At 76.0% G+C, this 21350-nt stretch carries 22 protein-coding genes, 2 tRNA genes and 1 other RNA gene; 12 read left to right on the plus strand and 13 right to left on the minus strand.

Features of this window, described 5'->3' with window-relative positions; genetic code table 11:
- Window positions 1-11: 11 nt before the first annotated feature.
- The 3 genes from ACI8AK_RS04295 to ACI8AK_RS04305 all read left to right on the plus strand — a co-directional run bounded on the left by ACI8AK_RS04295 (window position 12) and on the right by ACI8AK_RS04305 (window position 3060).
- Window positions 12-692 (plus strand): D-sedoheptulose-7-phosphate isomerase, encoded by a 681-nt coding sequence (locus ACI8AK_RS04295; protein WP_387988448.1) that lies wholly within the window; start codon window positions 12-14, stop codon window positions 690-692.
- Window positions 689-2068, plus strand: coding sequence for a D-glycero-beta-D-manno-heptose 1-phosphate adenylyltransferase (rfaE2, locus tag ACI8AK_RS04300; RefSeq protein WP_387988447.1), 1380 nt, complete (start codon window positions 689-691; stop codon window positions 2066-2068). The genes ACI8AK_RS04295 and rfaE2 overlap by 4 nt, the downstream gene beginning before the upstream one ends.
- 74 nt (window positions 2069-2142) lie before the next feature.
- Entirely contained in the window at window positions 2143-3060 is a 918-nt protein-coding gene (locus ACI8AK_RS04305) for a glycosyltransferase family 9 protein (RefSeq protein ID WP_456955199.1), read from the plus strand.
- Here ACI8AK_RS04305 and ACI8AK_RS04310 read toward each other — a convergent pair.
- From ACI8AK_RS04310 to ACI8AK_RS04340, 7 genes are all read right to left on the minus strand, one after another.
- The gene (locus ACI8AK_RS04310; protein ID WP_456955200.1) at window positions 3051-4691 is read right to left on the minus strand and encodes a VWA domain-containing protein; all 1641 of its coding nucleotides are present in this window, start codon (window positions 4689-4691) and stop codon (window positions 3051-3053) included. The genes ACI8AK_RS04305 and ACI8AK_RS04310 overlap by 10 nt on opposite strands.
- 124 nt (window positions 4692-4815) lie before the next feature.
- A complete protein-coding gene (locus tag ACI8AK_RS04315; protein ID WP_387988444.1) occupies window positions 4816-5793 on the minus strand; it encodes a UDP-glucuronic acid decarboxylase family protein in 978 nt (325 codons plus the stop codon).
- A 172-nt stretch (window positions 5794-5965) separates the two neighbouring features.
- The gene (locus tag ACI8AK_RS04320; protein WP_387988443.1) at window positions 5966-7309 is read right to left on the minus strand and encodes an ABC transporter substrate-binding protein; all 1344 of its coding nucleotides are present in this window, start codon (window positions 7307-7309) and stop codon (window positions 5966-5968) included.
- A 113-nt stretch (window positions 7310-7422) separates the two neighbouring features.
- Window positions 7423-8586: a branched-chain amino acid ABC transporter permease gene (locus ACI8AK_RS04325; RefSeq protein WP_456901627.1), complete on the minus strand. Its 1164-nt coding sequence runs from the start codon at window positions 8584-8586 to the stop codon at window positions 7423-7425.
- A 5-nt stretch (window positions 8587-8591) separates the two neighbouring features.
- Window positions 8592-9473, minus strand: coding sequence for a branched-chain amino acid ABC transporter permease (locus ACI8AK_RS04330; protein ID WP_387988441.1), 882 nt, complete (start codon window positions 9471-9473; stop codon window positions 8592-8594).
- A 35-nt stretch (window positions 9474-9508) separates the two neighbouring features.
- Window positions 9509-10321, minus strand: coding sequence for an ABC transporter ATP-binding protein (locus ACI8AK_RS04335; protein WP_387988440.1), 813 nt, complete (start codon window positions 10319-10321; stop codon window positions 9509-9511).
- Window positions 10314-11114, minus strand: a complete 801-nt coding sequence (locus ACI8AK_RS04340; protein WP_456955201.1) for an ABC transporter ATP-binding protein — start codon at window positions 11112-11114, stop codon at window positions 10314-10316. The genes ACI8AK_RS04335 and ACI8AK_RS04340 overlap by 8 nt, the downstream gene beginning before the upstream one ends.
- A 258-nt stretch (window positions 11115-11372) precedes the next feature.
- Between ACI8AK_RS04340 and ACI8AK_RS04345 the strand changes: the two genes are divergently transcribed.
- On the plus strand, window positions 11373-12608 hold the full coding sequence (locus ACI8AK_RS04345) for a PucR family transcriptional regulator (protein ID WP_387988438.1): 1236 nt from the start codon (window positions 11373-11375) through the stop codon (window positions 12606-12608).
- A 75-nt stretch (window positions 12609-12683) separates the two neighbouring features.
- On the opposite strand, the gene ACI8AK_RS04350 is transcribed toward ACI8AK_RS04345, so the two are convergent.
- From ACI8AK_RS04350 to ACI8AK_RS04360, 3 genes are read right to left on the minus strand one after another with little or no spacing between them, the layout of a single operon-like run.
- The gene (locus ACI8AK_RS04350; RefSeq protein ID WP_387988437.1) at window positions 12684-12917 is read right to left on the minus strand and encodes a DUF2630 family protein; all 234 of its coding nucleotides are present in this window, start codon (window positions 12915-12917) and stop codon (window positions 12684-12686) included.
- A 36-nt stretch (window positions 12918-12953) separates the two neighbouring features.
- Window positions 12954-13865: a prephenate dehydrogenase/arogenate dehydrogenase family protein gene (locus tag ACI8AK_RS04355; RefSeq protein WP_456955202.1), complete on the minus strand. Its 912-nt coding sequence runs from the start codon at window positions 13863-13865 to the stop codon at window positions 12954-12956.
- Complete coding sequence (locus ACI8AK_RS04360) at window positions 13862-14305, minus strand: PaaI family thioesterase (protein WP_387988435.1); 444 nt, start codon at window positions 14303-14305, stop codon at window positions 13862-13864. The genes ACI8AK_RS04355 and ACI8AK_RS04360 overlap by 4 nt, the downstream gene beginning before the upstream one ends.
- Here ACI8AK_RS04360 and ACI8AK_RS04365 point away from each other — a divergent pair.
- From ACI8AK_RS04365 to ACI8AK_RS04385, 5 genes are all read left to right on the plus strand, one after another.
- Entirely contained in the window at window positions 14304-15011 is a 708-nt protein-coding gene (locus tag ACI8AK_RS04365; protein ID WP_387988434.1) for an O-methyltransferase, read from the plus strand. The two genes, ACI8AK_RS04360 and ACI8AK_RS04365, sit on opposite strands and share 2 nt — an antisense overlap.
- A complete protein-coding gene (locus tag ACI8AK_RS04370; protein ID WP_387988433.1) occupies window positions 15008-15511 on the plus strand; it encodes a tRNA adenosine deaminase-associated protein in 504 nt (167 codons plus the stop codon). Before ACI8AK_RS04365 ends, ACI8AK_RS04370 begins: the two co-directional genes overlap by 4 nt.
- Window positions 15508-16164, plus strand: a complete 657-nt coding sequence (locus ACI8AK_RS04375; RefSeq protein ID WP_387988432.1) for an HAD-IA family hydrolase — start codon at window positions 15508-15510, stop codon at window positions 16162-16164. The genes ACI8AK_RS04370 and ACI8AK_RS04375 overlap by 4 nt, the downstream gene beginning before the upstream one ends.
- Window positions 16161-16649 carry a tRNA adenosine(34) deaminase TadA gene (gene tadA, locus ACI8AK_RS04380; RefSeq protein WP_456955203.1) on the plus strand — a complete coding sequence of 163 codons (489 nt, stop codon included), beginning with the start codon at window positions 16161-16163 and terminating at the stop codon, window positions 16647-16649. The genes ACI8AK_RS04375 and tadA overlap by 4 nt, the downstream gene beginning before the upstream one ends.
- A 10-nt stretch (window positions 16650-16659) precedes the next feature.
- Window positions 16660-16747 (plus strand) — tRNA-Ser (locus ACI8AK_RS04385).
- Window positions 16748-16877: 130 nt separating this feature from the next.
- Here the strand turns inward: ACI8AK_RS04385 and ACI8AK_RS04390 are convergent.
- Window positions 16878-18572 carry a protein kinase domain-containing protein gene (locus ACI8AK_RS04390; RefSeq protein ID WP_456955204.1) on the minus strand — a complete coding sequence of 565 codons (1695 nt, stop codon included), beginning with the start codon at window positions 18570-18572 and terminating at the stop codon, window positions 16878-16880.
- 43 nt (window positions 18573-18615) lie between these two features.
- Window positions 18616-18963, minus strand: coding sequence for a hypothetical protein (locus tag ACI8AK_RS04395; RefSeq protein WP_387988429.1), 348 nt, complete (start codon window positions 18961-18963; stop codon window positions 18616-18618).
- Between the two features lie 166 nt (window positions 18964-19129).
- Here ACI8AK_RS04395 and ACI8AK_RS04400 point away from each other — a divergent pair.
- A tRNA-Ser gene (locus tag ACI8AK_RS04400) sits at window positions 19130-19214 on the plus strand.
- Between the two features lie 60 nt (window positions 19215-19274).
- On the opposite strand, the gene ACI8AK_RS04405 is transcribed toward ACI8AK_RS04400, so the two are convergent.
- Complete coding sequence (locus ACI8AK_RS04405) at window positions 19275-20216, minus strand: DMT family transporter (protein ID WP_387988428.1); 942 nt, start codon at window positions 20214-20216, stop codon at window positions 19275-19277.
- Window positions 20217-20405: 189 nt separating this feature from the next.
- Between ACI8AK_RS04405 and ffs the strand changes: the two genes are divergently transcribed.
- An RNA gene (ffs, locus tag ACI8AK_RS04410) (signal recognition particle sRNA small type) lies at window positions 20406-20501 on the plus strand.
- Between the two features lie 93 nt (window positions 20502-20594).
- Window positions 20595-21266, plus strand: coding sequence for a YceI family protein (locus ACI8AK_RS04415; protein ID WP_387988427.1), 672 nt, complete (start codon window positions 20595-20597; stop codon window positions 21264-21266).
- The last annotated feature ends 84 nt before the right edge of the window (window positions 21267-21350 follow it).

A 21350-nucleotide genomic window follows, 5' to 3' on the forward strand; every position in this document is an offset into this window, starting at 1 on the left:
GAGGTCGCCGCGTGAGTGTCGCTCCCCACCATGCCCACGAGAGCACTGCCGGCGAGGTCGTCTCGCCCGACTCCTGCACGCACCTCACCGGCCGCGACCACGTCGCGTCGCTGCAGGCGGCCGTGCGCAGCCTCGACGCCTCGGTCGACACCCTCGACCGCTGGGGCCGGCTGCTGGCCGACGTGCTGTGCGGGGAGTCCCGCGGGCGGCTGCTGGCGGCCGGCAACGGGGGCAGCGCCGCGCAGGCGCAGCACCTCACCGCCGAGCTGGTGGGCCGCTACCGCGCCGACCGGCCGCCGTTCTCGGCGATCTGCCTGACCGCGGAGACCTCCTCGCTCACCGCGATCGCCAACGACTACCCGGCCGACGAGCTGTTCGCCCGCCAGGTCGAGGCGCACGGGCGGGCGGGCGACGTCCTGGTGCTGCTGTCCACCTCCGGGCGCAGCCCCAACGCCGTCGCCGCCGCCCGCCGGGCCCGCGAGTGCGGCATCACCGTCCTGTCGATCACCGGTCCCGCGCCGAACCCGCTGGCCGCGGCGTCGGACGAGGCGGTCTGCATCGACTCCCCGTGGACGGCGACCGTGCAGGAGTGCCACCTGGTCGCGCTGCACCTGCTGTGCGCCGCCTTCGACGCCGCGGTGCTGGCCGAGCCCGCCCGCGTGCCGCAGACCCGCCTCGGGATCGCCAGGTGAAGCCGCTGGTGGTCGTCGGCGACGCGCTGCTCGACGTCGACCTGGTCGGCACCGCGTCCCGGCTCACCCCCGACGCGCCGGTGCCGGTGGTCGAGGACCTGGAGACCCGCGAGCGCCCCGGCGGCGCCGCGCTGGCCGCGGTGATCGCCGCCCAGGCGACGAACCGCGAGGTCGTGCTGGTCGCCCCCCTCGCCGACGACGACGGCGCGGCCCGGCTGCGCGCGCTGCTGGCCGGGCGGGTGCGGCTGGTCGCCGTCCCGGCCACCGGCGGCACCGCGGTCAAGCGGCGGGTGCGCGTGGGCGACCACTCCGTCGTGCGGCTGGACAGCGGCGCGCCCACCGTCACCCTCGGCGAGCTGCCCGAGGAGGCGCGCGCGGCCGTCCGCGACGCCGCCGCGGTGCTGGTGGCCGACTACGGGCGGGGCACCACCGCCGACCCCGCCGTCCGGGCGCTGCTGGCCGAGGCCGGCGGGCCGGTCGTGTGGGACCCGCACCCGCGGGGCGCCGACCCGGTGCCGTCGGTCCGGCTGGTCACGCCCAACGGCTCCGAGGCCGCCCGCGTGGCCGTGGACGTGCCCGCCGACGGCGACGGCCTGGCCGCCGTCGGGGCGCGGGCCGAGGCGCTGATCCGGCACTGGGGCGTGGGCGCGGTCGCGGTGACCCTCGGCGCGCGCGGCGCGCTGCTGTCCTACGGCGAGGGCGCGCCGATGGTCGTGCCCGCCGTGCCGGTGACCGGCGGCGACCCCTGCGGCGCCGGCGACTCCTTCGCCGCCGCCGCGGCGCTGGCCCTCGCCGACGGCGCGGTGACCGGCGAGGCGGTGGCCGCGGCGGTCGCCTTCGCCGGCCGGTTCGTCGCCGCGGGCGGGGCCGGCAACTGGAGCGGGGCGTGGGACGCCGCCGCGGTGCCCGAGCCGGACGTGGCCGCCGAGGACGACGTGTCCGCCCTGCTCGCCCGCGTGCGCGCCGCCGGCGGCACCGTGGTGGCCACCGGCGGCTGCTTCGACCTGCTGCACGCCGGGCACGTGGCCACGCTGCGCGCCGCCCGCGGGCTCGGTGACTGCCTGGTCGTGTGCATCAACTCCGACGACTCGGTGCGCCGGCTCAAGGGCCCCTCGCGGCCGCTGGTGACCGCCGCCGACCGCGCGCGGGTGCTCGAGGCGCTGGAGTTCGTCGACGCCGTCGTGGTGTTCGACGAGGACACCCCGGCGGAGGTGCTCGACCGGCTGCGGCCCGACGTCTGGGCCAAGGGCGGCGACTACGCCGGCGCCGACCTGCCCGAGGCCGCGGTGCTGCGGCAGTGGGGCGGCCAGGCCGTCGTCCTGCCCTACCTGGACGGCCACTCGACCACCGCCCTGGTCGAGCGCTCCCGCGTGTGATGGAGGACCCCCTCGCCCCCCACCGCTCGCGAGCTCGCGGCGGGCCCCCGCGAGGGAGCCGTGCCAGCAGTCCTGTGGCCGTCGTCCTGCGGCCGCTGGGGCTCGGTGACCTGCTCACCGGGGTCCCGGCGATCCGGGCCGTGCGGGCGGCCGTGCCCGGTCACCGGCTGGTCCTGGCGACGACGACCGCGCTCGCGCCGCTGGCCGGGCTGGTCGACGCCGTCGACGAGGTGCTGCCCGCCCGCGAGCTCGAGCCGCTGGACTGGCCGGGGCCGCCGCCGGAGCTCGCCGTCGACCTGCACGGGAAGGGACCGGCCTCGCACGTCGTCGTCGCCGACCTGCACCCGCGGCGGCTGCTGACCTTCGCCAGTCCCGGCTACCCGGGCCCGGCCTGGTACCCCGACGAGCACGAGGTCCGGCGCTGGTGCCGGCTGGTGTCCGAGGGCCTGGGCGTGGCCGCGGACCCCGACGCGCTCGACCTCGCCCTCCCGGACGCGCCCCCCGCGGTGCCCGGCGCGGCGCTCGTCCACCCCGGCGCGGCGTTCCCCGGTCGGCGCTGGCCGCCGGAGCGCTTCGCCGCCGTCGCCCGGTGGCTGGCCGACGCCGGGCACGACGTCCGCGTCACCGGCGGCCCGGCCGAGCGCGAGCTGGCCTGCGCCGTGGCGCACGGGGCGGGGCTGTCCGACGACGCGGTGCTCGCCGGGCGCACCTCCACCCTGGAGCTGGCCGCCACGGTCGCCGCGGCGCGGGTGGTGCTCAGCGGCGACACCGGCGTCGCGCACCTGGCCACCGCCTACCGCCGGCCGTCGGTGGTGCTGTTCGGCCCGGTGTCACCGGCGCTGTGGGGCCCGCCCCCGCGCGAGCAGCACGTCGTCCTCTGGCACGGCGACGGCACCGGCGACCCGTGGGCCACCGAGCTGGACCCGGCACTCGCGCGGATCAGCGTCCCGGAGGTCACCGCCGCGCTGGAGCGGTTGGGCCCCTACCTCTGACGCAGCGCGTCGAAGAGCACGCCCTGCAGGTCGTTGGGGTCGACGGCGGAGTAGGCGGCGCCGCCGGTGGCCTGCGCGATCTGCTCGAGGGCCGCGACGTCGGCGTCCGGGCCGAGCGCGACGCCGATGACCTTCACCGGCCGCTGCGGGTCGGCCTCGTCCTGCAGCGTCTGCACCAGCTCGTCCAGCGCGATGCCCGACGAGTCCTCGTTGGTGCCGTCGGTGACGAGGACGACGCTGCTCACCGCGTTGGGGTCGTACTGCTCGCGCGCGGCGCGGACGGCGGCCAGCGCGGTGTCGAACAGGCCGGTGCCGCCGGGGGACAGCCGCCCGGGGAGGGTGTCGAGCTGCTCGTCGAGCGCGTCGCGCTGCGTGCCGCCGTCGACCTCCTCGTCGAGGGTGCGGATGGGCGCGAGCTCCACCCAGTCCTGCTCGCCCTGCAGCTGGTAGGCGAACACCCACAGCCCGATCGACGAGGTGCCGGGGATGAGGGTCAGCGCGCTCTTGGCGGCGTCCCGGGCGAGCGTGGCGCGGGTGCCGTTCCCGGCGGGGGCCTCCATCGACTGGGACACGTCGATGACGGTGAGCAGCCGCGACGGCGCGGCGAGCCGGGCGAGCTCGGCCAGCAGGCCCTGCACCTGCTCGGCGTCGACCGGCAGCACCTCGGGCGCCTGCTCCCGCACGCCGGCCCCGGGGTCGGTCGGTGCTGTCCCGTCCGCGTCGCGGAAGCCGGCGGCGAGGACGGCGGTGCGCGCGGACTCCGACGTCAGCGCCCGGACGACGGCGTCCACGGCGGCCCGGTCGTCGTCACCGGGGGAGCCGACCCGCAGCACCGGGTAGTCCAGCTCGGGCGAGCCCTCGGCCGGGTACACGGCGACCAGCTGGGGGTCCTCGGAGCCGCGGTTGACGCTGATGACCTCCTGCTCGCTCACCGGCACCAGCGGGGACCCGGGGTCGCCGGACTGCGCCGTGGCCAGCGCGTCGGCGGGGCTGACGGCCGGCCCGCGGCGGGCGGCCAGCACCGCCTGGACGACGGCGTTGTCCGCCGCGTCGCCGCCCCCCAGCGACGTGCGGACGGCGGCCAGCGCGGCGACGCCCTCGGCGCTGGCGGCGAGGTCCGGGACGGCGACCGGGCGGGCGCCGGACAGGGCCTCGCTCCACTGCGGCGCCTGCTCGCTCCAGCCGAGCGCGTCGGCGGCGGCCCGGCTGGTGCCCAGCACGACCGGCGAGGTGGCCATGGAGCCCGACGGGTCGAGCGGCGCGTCACCGGCGCGCACGGTCCACAGCGAGCTGTCGGGCACCCAGACCTGGGGCAGCGCGGAGCCCTCGAGGGCGGAGAGGTCGCCGACGGTCTGCAGCGGCTCCTGGGCGGCGACCTCGGCCGCCGCGCAGGCGCCGCCGCCGAGGTCCTGCGGCTCGGCGAGGAGGTCCTGGGCGACGTCGCCCAGCTCCGGGGCGACGGTCACCCGGACGGTGCGGGTGGTCCCGCACCCGTCGCTGCTGCCCGAGCCGGCCAGCCACCACACCACGCCGCCGGCCACGAGGGCCACCACGAGGAGGGCCACGACCAGGGCGATCGGGGCCGGGCGCTGCACGCGGCGCGCAGAGGTGGTGTCGGCGTGGCGGCCCATGGGTTGCTCTCCGTCAGTGTCCGGTTCCTCGGCGTGCCCCCTAGCCGCCGGTCCCAATGTAAACGTGAACCAGGACACCGAGGAGAGGTGCCACCGGAGAAGTGGCCCAGGACACCCGCCGGGCTCAGCCGGCGCGCAGCGCGGCGGCCTCCCGCTGCTCGGCGAACCAGGCCACCGTGCGGCGCAGACCCTCCTCGGAGGGGACCGTGGGCCGCCAGCCGAGCAGCTCCTCGGCGCGGCGGGTGTCGGGCCGGCGGACCTTCGGGTCGTCGACGGGCAGGTCGACGTACTCGATCCCCGACGACGACCCGGTGAGCTCGATGATCCACTGGGCCAGCCGCAGCATCGACAGCTCGTCGGGGTTGCCGACGTTCACCGGGCCGGGCTGGTCGGAGCAGGCGAGGGCGAGGATGCCGCGGACGGTGTCGTCGACGTAGCAGATCGAGCGGGTCTGCGAGCCGTCGCCGGCCACGGTCAGCGGCCGCCCGGCCAGCGCCTGGCCGACGAAGGCGGGGATGGCCCGGCCGTCGTCGGGGCGCATGCGGGGGCCGTAGGTGTTGAAGATCCGCACGATGGCGGTGTCGGTGCCCTTGGACGTGCGGTAGGCGGTGGTCATCGCCTCGCTGAAGCGCTTGGCCTCGTCGTAGACGCCGCGCGGACCCACCGGGTTGACGTTGCCCCAGTACTCCTCGGGCTGGGGGTGCACCAGCGGGTCGCCGTAGACCTCCGAGGTGGAGGCCAGCACGTAGCGGGCGCCCTTCTCGTGGGCCAGGCCCAGGGTGTGCAGGGTGCCCAGGCTGCCGACCTTGAGCGTCTCGATCGGCATCCGCAGGTAGTCCAGGGGGCTGGCCGGCGAGGCGAAGTGCAGCACGAGGTCGACGGGTCCGGGGACGTGCACGAAGTCGGTGACGTCGCAGCGGACCAGGCGGAAGCCGGGGTGCTCCATCAGGTGGACGACGTTCTCGGGCGAGCCGGTGAGGAAGTTGTCGAGGCACACCACCTCGACGTCGCGGTCGAGCAGGTGCTCGCACAGGTGGGAGCCGAGGAACCCGGCCCCGCCGGTCACCACCGCCCGCCGGATCGTCCGCGCCGCGTGCACCATGCCGTGCTCCTCGTCTCGCCGTCGTGCCCCGGACGGGGGCCTGCGCAGAGCCCTACCCGGAGATCAACTGCCGACACTTCGGGAGCTGAGTGTTCTCGCGGAGGTCACCCGGGACGGCGAACGGGCCGCCGACCCCGGTGGGGGTCGACGGCCCGTCGCCGTGCGGGGAGTCCTAGTTGACGGGCTCCTCGTCCGGGATGCCGTTCTCCGGCGGAGTGGCGGCCTGGCCGTCGTACTCCTCGATCTCGGCGTCGCCGTTGTCGGTGACGAGCACGGGGGTCAGGTCCTCCGAGCCCTCGCCGACGATCCGGCTGACCGACATGCCGCTGTAGCCGGCGTGGCGGTCCTCCGAGTAGCGGAAGGGCGCGAAGCCCGGGCCCTCCCACTCGGAGCCGGCCTGCTCGACGGCGGCGACGAGGTCGTCACGCGTCGGGTTCTGGCCGGCGGACTGCAGGGCCTGCACCATCGTGTAGGCCTGCGACATGCCGTAGACCCGGTAGTTGGTGAGCTCGCCCTCCTGGCCGGACTCGTCCCAGACCCGCTGGAACAGCTGGATCCAGGGGTTGTCCGGCTGGTCGACCGTCGGGATGTACTCGGTGGTCAGGACGCCGTCGAGCAGGCTGGCGTCGCTGACCTGGCCCTCGGAGAAGCGGGCCAGCAGCGAGCCGACCAGCTGCGGGTCCGAGCCGATGTTCGAGTAGAACCACTGCGGCCGGTAGCCCAGCTGCAGCGCGGTCAGCTGCGAGAGCGCGGTGTAGCTGGGCACGTTGAAGCCCAGGACGAGGTCCGCGCCGGCGGCCTGGAGGGCCGAGATCTGCGGACGGACGTCGGTGTTGCCGGGGACGTAGGTCTCCTCGGCGACGATCTGGTCCTCGAGGTACCGGCGGGCACCGGCGGCGCCGTCCTCGCCGAGGTCGTCGGCCTGCAGGAACAGGCCCACCTTGGCGTCGGGGAAGTTCTCGGCCACGTACTGGCCGATGATCTTGGCCTCGATCTCGTAGTCGGGCTGCCAGCCGAAGGTGTACGGCTTCTCCTCGACGTCGTCCCACAGCCGCGAGCCCGACGACACGAACAGGTCGGGCACGCCCTCGCTGTTGAGGAAGTCGGTGACCGCGTTGTGGGTCGGCGTGCCCAGACCCGACATGAGCGCGAACACCTCGTCCTCGAGGACGAGCTGGTTCACGACCTGGCTGGTGTTGGTCGGGTTGTACGCGTCGTCCCGGTAGACGAACTCGATCTGCCGGCCGTTGACCCCGCCGTTGGCGTTGACGTAGTCGAAGTACGCCTGGACGCCGGTCGGGATCTCGCTGTAGCCGGGCGCCGCGACACCGGTGAGCGGGTAGTGCGCACCCAGCTTGATCGAGTCCTCGGTGATGCCGACGTCCGAGGCCTCGTTCTCCTCGCTGCCGCCACCGCCGCCGCCACCACCGGAGTCCCCGCCGCCACAGGCGGCCAGGGTGGTGGCGACGGTCGCCGCGGCCACGAAGCTGACGAGGCGTCGTGAGGATCGTGTCAAGGGTTCTCCTCTGGAGGGACCCGGGCGCCTTCGCCCGGGGGTCTGGTGGGGGGTGGGGAAGCTGAGATGCGGCCGCTGGCCGGGGTGGGGGACAGCCGTCGGGTCCCGGCTCCTCACCCCCTGGCGCGGGCGGCGGTGCGCCGCGCGCGCTGCTTCATCCAGGCCAGCCGGACGGACCCGACCAGCCCCGCGGGGGCGAAGAGCATGACCAGCACGAGGATCACGCCGTAGACGACGTAGGAGATCTCGGCGGCCTGGGCGGCGTCCATGTCGAAGGACTCCCCGAGGTCCCGCAGGTACCGCGGCAGGAAGACCAGCAGCGCCGAGCCGATCAGCGCGCCGAAGAGGCTGCCCAGACCGCCGATGACGATCGCGGTCAGCAGGGACAGCGACAGGACGATCGTGAACGCCGTCGGCGCGGTGAGCCGGACGACGAGGGCGAGCACCGCGCCGGCCAGGCCCGCGGCCGCGGCGCTGACGACGAACGCCGTCACCCGCCAGGCGCCCAGGTTGATGCCGGCCAGCTCGGCGGCGACCTCCTGGTCGCGGACCGCGCGCCAGGTGCGCCCGACCCGGCTGCGCATGAGGTTCGCCAGCAGGAAGTAGGTGAGCAGCAGGCAGGCGACCGCGATGTAGGCGATCCACTTCACGCCCGAGGCCGAGTTGCCCGACAGGGTGCGGATCGTCTCGACGAACCAGTCCGGCCGGTCCGGGGTGGAGACCGTCAGGCCCTGCTCGCCGCCGAGGGTGTCGGAGAAGTACAGCGCCAGGCCGGGCAGGCCGACGGCGAGCGCGAGCGTCGCGCCGGCCAGGTAGGGGCCGTGCAGGCGGGCCGCGGCCACGCCGACGATCGCGCCGACGATCGAGGTGAGCGCCACCGCGATCAGGAAGACCACGGCCAGCGGCAGCGGCTCCTCGGCGTCGAGCAGCAGGGCGGTGGTGTAGCCGCCGACGGCCATGAGCGCGCCGTGGCCGAGCGAGATCTGCCCGTTGAGGCCGGTCAGCACCGTCAGCCCGCCGGCGGCGATGGCGTAGAAGGCCACGTAGCCGATCTGGGCGTTGAAGCCGAGGTCGGTGGACTCGAGCAGCAGCACCGCGAGGACGGCGCCGATGACGAGCACGACCAGGTGCCGCAGCAGCGTGTTCCGCGGCAGGAACGTGCGGCCGCCGGTGGCCTGGGCCGAGCTCGCGTCGGCCGCGGCCGTGGCCAGCGACGGCGCGTCGGAGGACGCGGCGCCGGCCTGCGGCGGGGATGCGGGGGTCTGCAGGTCGCTCATGCCGCTCACGCCCTCCGGGTCTGGGTGGTCGAGAAGAGGCCGCCGGGCCGGACGAGCAGGACGATCACGAGGACCACCAGGGCGGCCAGGCCGACCAGCTCGTCGGCGACGTAGCCGCGGACGTAGCTCAGCAGGAGGCCGAGCAGCAGCCCGCCGACGACGGCGCCGACCGGCGAGTCCAGCCCGCCGAGCACCGCGGCGACGAAGCCGAACACGATCAGCGAGTCCATGAACGTCGGGGTGACGAAGGCGGTCTCGGCGGCGATGAGCATCCCGGCCAGCGAGCCGACGACGGCGGCCAGCGCCCAGCCGAGGGTGAGCATCCGGCCGACCCGCACGCCGAGCAGCCGGGCGACCTCCTGGCCGAACGCCGAGGCGCGCATGGCCAGGCCGACGCGGGTGAACCGGAACAGGGCGGTCAGGCCGGCCATGACCACCAGCACCGCGAGGAGGGTGAACACGGTGTTGGGGCTCAGCGCCAGGTTCGAGTCCCCGACGGTGAAGCCGATGTTCGAGAACGGCGGGACGAAGGCCCGCTGGTTGACGCCGAACAGGACCGAGATCAGCGCCTGGATCGCGATGAACAGACCGAGGGTGACGATGACCGCGTTGAGCTCCGGCCCGCCCTCGACCGGGCGGATGACGACCCGCTCGACGACCGCGCCGATGAGCAGGCCGGCCAGCAGGGCGACCACCAGACCGACCCAGTAGGACTGGCCGTTCTCGATGAGGGCGAGGGCGATGAAGGTGGTGAGCGCGGCCATCGCGCCCTGCGCGAAGTTGACGATCCGGGTGGACCGCCAGATGAGCACGAGGGCCAGGGCGAACGCCGCGTAGACCGCTCCGTTGATCACCCCGCCGAGGGTGAGGTTGACGAACTCTCGCACGTGGCTGCCTTCCTGGTGCTGCGGGGGAGCGGGGTCTAGAAGCCGAGGTAGGCGTGCCGGAGGTCCTCGTCGCCGGCGAGCCGGGCGGCGTCGTCGGTGACCACGACCCGGCCCAGGTTCAGCACGACGCCGGTGTCGGCCACCGACAGCGCGCTGCGCGCGTTCTGCTCGACCAGCAGCACCGAGAGGCCCTCGGTGTCGACCAGGTGGCGGACCAGGCCGAAGATCTGCGCCACGATCCGCGGGGCCAGGCCCAGGGACGGCTCGTCGAGCAGCAGGACCTTCGGCCGGGCCAGCAGCGCGCGGCCGATGACGAGCATCTGCCGCTCGCCGCCGGACAGCGTGTGCGCCGTCTGGTTGCGCCGCTCCCGGATCCGCGGGAAGAGGTCGTAGACGCGGTCGAACTCGTCCTGCGCGACCTTGCCGCGGAACAGCGAGCCGACCCGCAGGTTCTCGTCGACGGTGAGCTCGGCGATGACGCCGCGGCCCTCGGGCACGTGCGCCATGCCCTTGGTGACCATCGCCTCGACCGGGGCACGGGTGACGTCCTCGCCGTTGAGGGCCACCCGGCCGGCGGTGGGCCGGACCAGGCCGCTGATGGTGCGCAGCAGCGTCGTCTTGCCCGCGCCGTTGGCCCCGAGCACCGCGGTGATCCGGCCCTGCTCGGCGCGCAGGGTCACGCCGTCGAGCGCCTTGACCGGGCCGTAGGAGGCCGACAGGCCCTCCACGTCGAGGACGGCAGTGGCGGTCGCCGTGCCGCCGGCGGGGGCCGTCGCGCCCTTGGTCAGGCCGGTCCCGGCGGTGCTCCCGGCGGTGCCCGCCGCCGTGCTGCCGTGCGCCTCAGCCACGGGTCGTCCCCCCGTCGGTCGCGGCCAGCTCGCTGGCGTCGATCGTGTCGTCGACGGCGTCGCCGAGGTAGGCCTCGGTGACCGCCGGGTCGTTCTGCACCTGCTCCGGGGTGCCGGCGGCGATCAGCTGGCCGGAGTCCAGGACGGTGATCTGGTCGCACACCCGCATGACCAGGTCCATGTGGTGCTCGACCAGCAGGACGCTCATCCGGCCGCTCAGGTGCTGGATGAGCTCGCCCAGCTCGTGCATCTCGTCCTCGCTGAGGCCGGAGGCCGGCTCGTCGAGCAGCAGCAGCTCGGGCGCGGAGACCAGCGCGCGGGCCAGCGCGACCCGCTTCTGCACCGGGTACGGGAGGCTGCCGGGGTAGCGGCCGGCGTAGTCCGCGGCGTCCAGCTCGCCGAGCGCGGCCGTGGCCCGCTCGCGCAGCCGGGCGTCGTCCTTGTCGGCGGTCGGGATCGCGAACAGCGCGGAGAAGAAGCCGGCGCGGGCGTGCTTGTGCGCGCCGACCATCACGTTCTCGAGCACCGTCAGGCCGGGGAACAGGCCCACGCCCTGCAGGGTGCGCGCGATGCCGAGCTTCGCGAGCTGGTTCGGCCGCAGCCGCCGCAGCTCCTGGCCGCGCCAGACGATCCGGCCCTCGGTCGGGCGGACCAGCCCGCAGGCCACGTTGAACATCGTCGTCTTGCCGGCGCCGTTGGGGCCGATGAGCCCGTGCACCTGACCCGGCTCGACGGTCAGCGACACGTCGGTGAGGGCCTTCACGCCGCCGAAGGCGACGCTGATCCCGGTCATCTCGAGCCGGGCGGTGGGCGATCGGTCCTGGTGCCGGGTGCTGCTGCCTGCGGTTTCCGGCGGCTGCGCCAAGGTGCCCACGTCTCCTCTGCGTCGGGGAGGTCGCCGCGCTGCCGACCGCCGCCCGGAGGGCGACGATTGGGTCACGGCTACGTCCGTATGACTCTGCGGGCCGGTGAAGACCGTCACAATGGGCGCACCGCACAGTGATCGGTGCCACGTGTTGTGCTCTGTGCGATGAACACAGGAGGTGAGCGCGTGCGGACGGCCCCCTGGGGTGTGGAGGAGCGCCTCGCCGAACTGGTCCCGGCCCTGCTGGACCGGCTCGACGAGATGACCGACCGGATGGTGGAGGTGCTGGTCGAGACCGAGCCCGCCTACCGCGAGGCCCTGCTCGGGGGCGACCAGCAGATGCGCGCGACGCTGCGGCGCAACCTCGAGGTCGGCGTCCGCGGCCTGCGGCCCGACGTCCCCGCGGCCTACCACCAGAGCCACGCGGAGGGCGCCCGCGCCGTCGGCCGGCTGCGGGCCGCGCAGGGCATCCCGCTGGAGGCCGTGCTCCGCGCCTACCGGCTCGGTGGTCAGATCACCTGGGAGGCTTTGGTCGCGCTGTCCCGCCAGGGTGACCGGCACGACGACGGGCTGCTGCTCGAGGTCGCGGGCTCGCTGTGGCGCACCAACGACCGCGGCTGCAGCGCCGCCGCGGAGGGCTACCGGGACGAGGAGCGGCGCCGCTCGGGGCTCGACGCCGCCGAGCGCCAGCGGCTGCTCGACGGGCTGCTCGACGGCCGCGGCGGGGACCCGGCCTACGCCCGCACCGCCGCCGACCTGCTGTCGGTGCCGCTGGCCGGCCGGCTGGCGGTCGTCGTCGCGCCGGCCGGCGAGGAGGGGGACGCGCTCCCCGAGCCGACGTCCGCGCTGCTCAAGCGCGGCATCCGCTCGGCGTGGGGCGCGCGGTCGCAGGCCGCCGTCGGCCTGGTGGCGCTGGGGACCCGCCGGTTGCCGGAGCTCCTGACCTGGCTCGGCGCCGTGGCCACCGGCCCGGTCGGGGTGTCCTCCGTCGTCGAGGGCGCGGCGGCCGTGGCCGGCGCCTACCGGCTGGCCGAGACCGCCGCGCGCACCCTGCCCGAGGGCGTCGCCCGGGTCGTCACCATCGACGACCGGCTGCCCGAGGCGCTGTTGAGCAACTCCCCGGAGATCGCCGCGCGGCTGGTCGGCCAGACCCTCGGCCGGCTGCTCGAGCTGCCCGGGGACGAGCGCGAGGTGCTGCTGGAGACGCTGTCGGCCTTCCTCGACGCCGACGGCTCGCCGACGCGCGCGGCCGACCTCCTGTACTGCCACCGCAACACGGTCATGCACCGGCTGCGGCGGATCGAGTCGGTGACCGGCCGCAAGCTCACCGACCCGCGGGCCCGGCTGCTGTGGCAGCTGGCCCTGCTGGGCACCGGCCACCACGACGCCGGGCACCGCCGGCCGGTCCGCGACTCCGCCTAGCGACCTGCTGGAACGGCCCCCTCGCAGGGGCCCGCCGCGAGCTCGCGAGCGGTGGGCGGCGAGGGGGCCCTCCGACTACTGCAGGTAGCCCTCGACCTCGGACCTCGGGCGCACCTCGGCGGTGTCGGGGTCCTCGTCGTACTGCCGCTTGGCGTCCCGCTGGCGGACCAGGTCCCAGAGCTGGTCCCGCTCCTCCTCGATCTGACGGAGCCGGGTGCGCTGGTCGGCGGTGTGCTCCCCGCCGTCGCGGAGCCGGTGCTCCTCCTCGACCAGTGCGTCGATGCGGCTGCGGATCTCGCTGTCGTCCATGGGCGCTCCCTGCCCGCCGCGACGGAGGCGAAACGGTCAGGCCTCGGGGACCCAGCCCTCGACGAACGCGGCCAGCCGCCGGGTCACCGCGCCGCCGGCCCGGCCCAGCGCCAGCAGCGCCGGCCGGTCCAGCGGGACCCGGACCGGCCGGCGCCCGGGGACCGCGCTGCGCACCGCGTGCCCGGCGGCGACCAGCTCCGGCCACGGGCGGCCCAGTTGCGCGCGCACCCGCGCCAGCGCGGCCGCCGTCGGCCCGGCGTTGCCCTCCACCATCGCGGTGACGAGCGCCGGGTCGCTGCCGGCCACCCGGGTGCCGTCGCGGAAGCTGCCGGCCGCCAGCGCGAGCGCCAGCGGGCCGGCGTCACCGGCGGCGGCGGCGAGCGCGGCGGCGAGCAGGTGCGGCACGTGGCTGACCGCGGCGACGGCGTCGTCGTGCTCGGCGGCGGTCACCGGCACCACCTCGGCGCCGGCGTCGAGCGCGACCTCGGCGGCGCGCAGCCAGCGCCGCAGGTCGGTCCCCGGCTCCAGGCACAGCGCCCAGCGCGCGCCGCGGAACAGCCCGGGGTCGGTGGCCCCGTGCCCGGACCGCTCGGTCCCGGCCATCGGGTGCCCGCCGACGAACCGGCCGCCGAGCGCCGCGCCCACCGAGGCGAGCACCGGGACCTTCACCGAGCCGAGGTCGGTGACGGTGGCGTCCGGGTCGACGTCGAGGCCGTCGAGGGCCGTGGCCGTCGCCGGCAGGGGGACGGCGAGGACGACGACGCCGCCGAGCTCGCGGCCGACCCGCACGCCGCGGGCCGCGGCCGCCTCGCGCGCGGCCGGGTCGACGTCCCACCCGGACACCTCGCGGCCGGCGGCGACCAGCGCGGCCGCCAGGGACCCGCCCAGCTGGCCCAGGCCGACCACCCCGACCGGCGGCGCCGGCATCGTCGGGACGGGGAGGCTCATGCCGGCGACCCCCAGGGCCGGTCGGTGCGGAAGACGCGGGCCAGCGCGGTGGCCACCAGCCGGCCGTCCTCGCCGCGGGCGTCGATGCGGTAGACGGCGGTGCGGCGGCTCCGGTGCAGCTCGCTGCCCTCGGCCACCAGCCGCTCCCCGGGCCGGCCCGCGACCAGGAACTCGGTGTGCACGTCCTGCGCGACGGCCACCGTGCCGTGGCTGTTGCCCACCGCCGCGTGGACGACGTCGAGCAGCGCCATCGTCGCGCCGCCGTGCGCGGTGCCGACGGCGTTGAGCAGCCGCGGGCCGACGGTCATCGCCGCCCGCGCGTACCCCGGCCGCACCTCCTCGAGCTCGATGCCGAGCAGCTCCGCGAGCGGGTCGGCGGCCAGCCGGGCGAACAGCGCGGCGTCGACCTCGGCTCCGTCGGAGGGTGCGGGATCGGCCATGATCAGAGGCTATGCCGCACTCCCCGCGCTCCTGGCCTCCGGCATGACCCCCCGGTCGTTCCTCCTCACGCAGGAGGTCTCCGACTACGTCCGCGCCAGCTCCGAGCCGCTGGACGAGGTGGCCGCCGCGCTGGTCGCCGAGACCGCGGCGCTGGCCGACCGGGGCGAGGTCCCGGCCACCTTCCAGATCGCCGTCGAGCAGGGCGTGCTCATGCAGCTGCTCACCGCCGCGCTCGGGGTCCGCCGGGCGGTCGAGATCGGCACCTTCACCGGGTTCTCCGCCCTGTGCATCGCCCGTGGCCTGGCCGAGGGTGGCTCGCTGCTGTGCCTGGACCGCAGCGCGGAGTGGACGGCGATCGCCCGCCGGTACTGGGAGCGGGCCGGCGTCGCCGACCGGGTGGAGCTGCGGCTGGGGGAGGCGCTGGACCTGCTGCGCGCGGTGCCCGCCGAGCCCGCGTTCGACCTGGCCTTCGTCGACGCCGACAAGGGCGGCTACCCCGCCTACGTCGAGGAGCTGCACCCGCGGATGCGGCCCGGCGGCCTCGTGCTGCTGGACAACACCCTGCGCAGCGGCCGCGTGCTGGCGCCCGAGAGCGACGAGGACCGCGTGATCGCCGGCCTCAACGCCTCGCTCGCCACCGACCCCCGCTTCGAGACCGTGCTGCTGCCGCTGGCCGACGGCCTGACCGTGCTGCGGGTCCGGTGAGCGCCCCGGGGACGGCCGCCCCGCCGAGCTGGGCGGTGCGGGTCGCCCGCCGCGGCGGCCGCTGGCGGGTGGAGCTGCTGGCCGCCGACGCCTCCGACGAGCTGCCGGTGCTCGAGCGGGCGCTGGGCGACCCCGGCACGGAGGAGTGGCCGGGGCCGTTCGTGGTCGTCGTCGACTCGCGGCTGTACTTCGTCGTGCTGCGGCACGGCCCCGGGGGCATGGTCCGCGCGCTGATCTCGGACGCGACCATGCAGGAGTGGGTGCTCGGCGCCGAGGTGGTCGAGCGCTACGGCATCGCCGTCGACGAGGACGGCGCCTTCGACGACGACGAGACCGGATGGCCGGGAGGGGACCTGGACGTGTTCGCCGACGACGGACTGCCCGCCGACGAGCTGCGGCCGATCGTGACCGCCGACGACCTGTGGGCCGACGAGATGGTCGCGCGGATCGCCACCCGGCTGGGCTTCGCCGACGAGCTGGCCGCGGCGGTGCGGGCGTGAGCGCGACCGCGACCGCCGTGGTGTTCGACCTCGGCGGGGTCATCACCGAGAGCCCGATGCTGGCCTTCGCCGCTTACGAGGCCGAGGCCGGCCTGCCCGAGGGGCTGATCCGGCGGCTCAACAGCACCGACCCCGACACCAACGCCTGGGCGCGGTACGAGCGCAACGAGCTCGACGTCGAGGGGTTCGTCGACACGTTCGAGGCCGAGGCGCTGGCCGCCGGCCACCGGGTGGACGCCCGCCGGGTGCTGGCCGCGCTGTCCGGGGAGATCCGCCCGCAGATGGTGGAGGCGGTGCGGACGCTGAGGGCCGCGGGCCTGCCGCTGGGGATGTTGTCGAACAACGTCGCGCCGATGGAGCGCACCGGGCGGCTGGCCGAGCTGCTCGACCTCTTCGACGCCGTCGTCGAGTCCTCGGTCGAGGGCGTGCGCAAGCCCGAGCCGGAGATCTACCGGCGGGCGCTGGCCCGGCTGAACGAGGCCACCGGCCGCGACCTCGCGTTCTCCGACTGCGCCTACCTCGACGACCTGGGCATCAACCTCAAGCCGGCCCGGGCGCTGGGCATGCACACGATCAAGGTCGCCGACCCCGCGACCGCGCTCGCCGAGCTGTCCGCGCTGGTCGGCCTCCCGCTGGCCGGCGCCCGGCCGTGACGGCTCCCGGCGGCGTCCTGCCCGACGACGTCGTCGACGCGGCGATGGTCCGCGCGCTGCGGCTCGCCGTCGCCGCGCAGGAGTGGGGCGACACGCCGATCGGCGCCGTCGTCCTGGGGCCGGACGGCGCGGTGCTCGCCGAGGCGGCCAACGAGCGCGAGAAGCGCGGCGACCCAACGGCGCACGCCGAGGTCCTCGCCCTGCGCGCCGCGGCCGCGGTCCACGGCGACGGCTGGCGGCTGACCGGCGCGACGCTCGTCGTCACGCTGGAGCCCTGCACGATGTGCGCCGGCGCCAGCGTGCTGGCGCGGGTGGCGCGCGTCGTCTACGGCGCCGACGACCCCAAGGCCGGCGCCGCCGGGTCGCTGTGGGACGTGGTCCGGGACCGCCGGCTCAACCACCGGCCGCAGGTCACCGGCGGGGTCCGGGCCGAGGAGAGCGCGACACTCCTACGCGCGTTCTTCCGCCGGAGACGGGCCCTGTAGTCTCTTCGGCGGTGGCGTGTCCGAGCGGCCGAAGGAGCACGCCTCGAAAGCGTGTGAGGTGCAAGCCTCCGTGGGTTCAAATCCCACCGCCACCGCCAGCAGGACCGGACGGCGGCGCCCCGCGACGGGGCGCCGCCGTCGTCGTCTCCCGGGTCAGGGTCTCCCGGGTCAGGGTCTCCCGGGTCAGGGTCTCCCGGGTCAGGGTCTCCCGGGTCAGGGTCTCCCGGGTCAGGCCACGACGTCGAGGTCGACCAGCAGCTCCCCGTCGTCGCCGCGGACGAACGTCACCGCGTGCGTCTCCACCACCCGCTCGCCGCCCCGCCGGAACTCCACCCGGCTGGTCGCGGTGAGGCCGTCGTCCTGCTCGTCGACGTCCCGGACGTCGACGAGCGACACCTCGTCCCAGCGGCCGAAGAAGTCCCGGTAGTAGTCGTAGCTCGCCCGCGACCGCAGGCTCGGCCCGGTCATCGCGTACGCGCTCTCGGGGTCGCCGGGCAGGTACTCGTAGTACTGCTCGAGGGTCTGCCGCACCTCGGCCTCCGCGTCCGACGCGGGCCCGGCCTCGTCGTCCGGCGTCGTCTCGTCCGCCGGCGTCGCCTCCTCCGTCGGCTCCGGGGTGGACTCCTCCGTCGGCTGCCCGGCGGACCCGGTCTCCGGCGCGGGAGCCGGCTCCGTGCCCGGCGACGTCGGGTCCGCCGAGCTCTGCGGTGCGGGGTCGGCCGACGGGCTCCCGCCGTCGCCGCGCACGGCCAGCCAGGTGCCCAGCGACGCGGCGAGCACGACGAGCAGGACCAGCGCGGCCACCAGCAGCGGACGGCGGCGCCGGCGCCGGGCGCCGACGGACGGTCCGGTCCGGGGCGGTCCGGGCCGGGCGGCGGGCTCCGGCCCCGGGCGGGCGGCCGTCCCGGGCCCGGGGGTCGGCGGGCCGGCGGGGACGGCCGCGGGCTGGACGGCGGTCGGCGGGTCCGCGCGGGCCGCCGGATCGGTCGGGGGCACCGGCGCCGGCACCGCGGCGGTCCGGTCCCGGTCGCGGGAGGACCGCAGGTCGGTGCGGGCCAGGAGCACCGTCGTCGTGTCGCCGTCGCGGCCGGCGGCCAGCTTGGCGAGCACGTCGCGGACCTCGGTCATCTCCGGCCGGTCGGCGGGGTCGCGGGCGAGCATCCGCAGCACCGGCCGCTCCAGCGACCCGGCGCGGGCGGGCGGGCGGATCTCCCCGCCGGCGACCCGGTGCAGCAGGCGCAGCGCGTTGTCGTCCATGCCGAACGGCGGCTGCCCCTCGACGCAGGTGTAGAGGGTGGCGCCCAGGGAGAAGACGTCGCTGGCCGGCGTCATCCCGGCGCCCTGGGCGACCTCCGGGGCGAGGAAGGCCGGCGTCCCGGTGATCTGGCCGGTCTGGGTGAGGGTGACGTCGCCGCTGGCGTGCGAGATGCCGAAGTCGGTGATCTTGACCAGGCCCTCGACCCGGTCGTCGCGCCCGATGAGCACGTTGGCCGGCTTGACGTCGCGGTGGACGATCCCGGCCGCGTGGACGGCGGCCAGCGCGTCGGCCAGCTGGGCGCCGACCTGCGCCACCTGGTCGGTGCGCAGCGGCCCGTCCTCGGCCAGCACCACGGCCAGGCTGCGGGAGGGCAGGTACTCCATGACCAGCCACGGGATGCCCTGCTCCAGCGCCACGTCGTAGACCGAGATGGCGTGCGGGTGGGTGAGCCGCGCGGCGATCCGGCCCTCGCGCAGCGCCCGCTGGCGGTGGTGGTCGGTCGTCTCCGGGTCGGCACCGGCCGGCAGCAGCACCTGCTTGATCGCCACCCGCCGGTCGAGGAGCTCGTCGCGCCCCAGCCACACCGCACCCATGCCGCCGCCGCCGATCCGCTCCAGGAGGCGGTAGCGGCCGGCCACCAGGCGGCCGGGGACGGTCGAGGTCACGGGCGGCTCCTACCCCGCGGGCGGGCGCCCGGCACGGGCCGGGTCAGACCGTGCTGGGGACGCCGTAGCGGCGCGCGTACTCCTCCTGCGCCCCCTCGGGCAGGACGTCGTAGAGCTCGCCCAGCTGCTCAACCGCGTCGGGCGCCAGGTCGTCGAACAGCCGCGCCCACGTCGGCGGCTCGTCGTAGCCGCGGGTCAGCAGCAGCTCCCACGCCTGGGCCTGGCGGTCGCGCTTGCTGCGCTCGGCGGCGAACTCCGACAGGTAGCGGTCCTTGGCGGCCGCCTTCTCCTCCGCGGTCGCCGACGGCGGCAGTCCTGACGGGTCGGCCCCGTGCAGGACGGCGACGATGGCCTCCACGACCTCCGGTCGGACCTGATCCGGCTCGCTCATCCGTCCTGCCTCCTCGGTTCCCCCGTGCGGCCCCGTGCGGTGCCCGTGCGGTGTGCGACCGGTCCAGCCTGCCCCGTGCCGCCCGCGCGGACCACCCGGGGCGGCACGCCCGTGCCGGGGCGGCGGCTGACCCGCGGCCCGGCGCCCGGTACCATCGGCGTGCACTGGAGGATTCGCCTAGTGGCCTATGGCGCTCGCTTGGAAAGCGGGTTGGGGGCAACCCCTCGGGAGTTCGAATCTCCCATCCTCCGCAGGCACGCGACGGGCTCCCGGCCAGCCGGCCGGGAGCCCGTCGCCGTCCATGCCCGGGCCTACGCCCCGGCCACCGGCTCCGGGCTCCGCCGCAGCTGGCGGACGTAGAGCCCGGCCACGGCGGCGAGCAGCAGCAGGCCACCCGCGACGGCGGCCGGCGCCAGCCGCTCCCCGAGGAACGCGGTGGCCAGGACGGTCGCGGTGAGCGGCTCGAGCAGCGTGACGATCGAGGCCACCGCGCCGGGCACCGTCCGCACGCCGGTGAAGAACAGGCCGTAGGCCAGCGCGCTCGGCACCAGGCCCAGGTAGAGCAGCACGGCCAGCGCCGCGCCGTCGGAGGGCACCGACAGTCCCTCGGCCAGGACCACCGGGGTCAGCAGCAGCGCGCCCCCGGCGAAGCCGGCGAGGGTGACCGGGACGCCGGCCGGCACGCCGCTCCCGGCCAGCGTGACGACGGCGTAGCCGAGCGCCGAGCCGCTGGCCATCAGGGCGCCGAGCAGCACCGTCGTCCCGGTGTCGGCGCCGGCGGAGACGCCGACCAGCAGGGTGAGCCCGGCCAGGGCCACCGTCAGCGCGACGAGCGTCGCCCGGTTCGGCCGGCCGTGGCCGAGCAGCGTGCCGCCGACGGTGATCAGCAGCGGCGCGAGGCCGAGGGCGACGAGCGTGGCGATGCTCACACCGGCGCGCTCGACGGCGCTGAAGAAGGCGAGCTGGTAGGCGCCCAGCCCGGCGCCGACGAGGGCGAGCCGGACGGCGACCGGCCGGGTCAGGGGGACGGCGGCGGTGCGGCGGCGGGCGGTGGCGAGCCAGGCGACCGCGAGGGCGGCGGCGCCGATCGCGAGGCGGTACCAGGCGATGTCGAGGGCGGACAGGTCGCTGCGGTCGGCGATCAGCCGGCCGGACAGGCCGGCGGTGCCCCAGCACAGCGCGGCGAGGACGACGAGGAGGAACCCGCGGCTCGACGCGGGGGAGGAGAGGGCGGGGGAGGACAGGGTGGACACGACGCTCCTGGGCGCTGGTTCCGGACGGGGGACCGGGTCCGGAGCACGGCGCAGCGGCGGACGGCGGGTGCGCCGGCCGCGCGGGTCAGCCCGCGGTGCTCCGGGTCAGGAGCGGGGCGGGGGCAGGACGAGGGCGCGCCGGGGGGCCATGGACCGTGAGGCTAGCGGGCGGCGTCCTCTACAGTGGGTGCAGACCCCTCGTGTGGCGTCACCCCGTGAACCTCCCCAGGGCCGGAAGGCAGCAAGGATAAGCGGGCTCTGGCGGGTGCGCGGGGGGTCCCTTCTTTCCCCGACACGTCGGGCTCCGTGGCGCGGCTCACAGCCGGCTCCCAGGTCGGTGCGCCAACATCCTTGAACCGTCAAGGAGAGGAGCTCGTCATGGCCCGTCGCCGTCGCGCGTGGTGGATCGTCGGGGGACCGGTCGCGGTCCTCGCCCTCGGCCTGGGCGTCGGTCCCCTGGTCTACGCCGCGCTCGAGGAGGACGCCGCCGCGGCCCCGACCGTGCAGGCCCAGCCCTCCGACGTCGAGCTGGCCGCCGACACCGACGGGACGTGGACGGTGGCCCCGGGCTCCTCGGCGGGCTACCGCGTCGACGAGGTGCTCAACGGGGCCGACGTGACCGTCGCCGGCACCACCGACCGGGTCACGGGCTCCGTGGTGGTGCAGGGCGGGGACATCGCCTCGGCCGAGGTCACCGTCGACGTCGCGAGCATCAGCACCGACTCGGGCCGGCGCGACGACTACTTCCGCGGCAACGTCATGGACGTCGGCACCCACCCGACGGCGACCTTCGCCGTCCGTGGGCCCGTCGACCTGCCCGAGCTCGGCGGCACCCCGGTGACCGTGCCGGTGACCGGCGACCTCACGCTGCGCGGCACGACGCGCCAGGTGCAGACCGACCTCGCCGTCGTCCGCACCGCCGGCGGGGTCGAGGCCTCCGGCGCGGTCCCGGTCGTGTTCGCCGACTTCGGCATCTCGGCGCCGGACCTGGGCTTCGTCCGCGTCGAGGACCGCGGCCAGGTCGAGTTCCTGCTCAAGCTCACCCTGTGAGCCGCGCCGGGCGCGGGCCGAGCCGGTCCCGCGCCCGGTGCCGGAGGCGCCGAGGCGCCGGGAAACGAGATCGTCACGCGCTCG

Source organism: Geodermatophilus sp. SYSU D00867 (assembly GCF_054050315.1).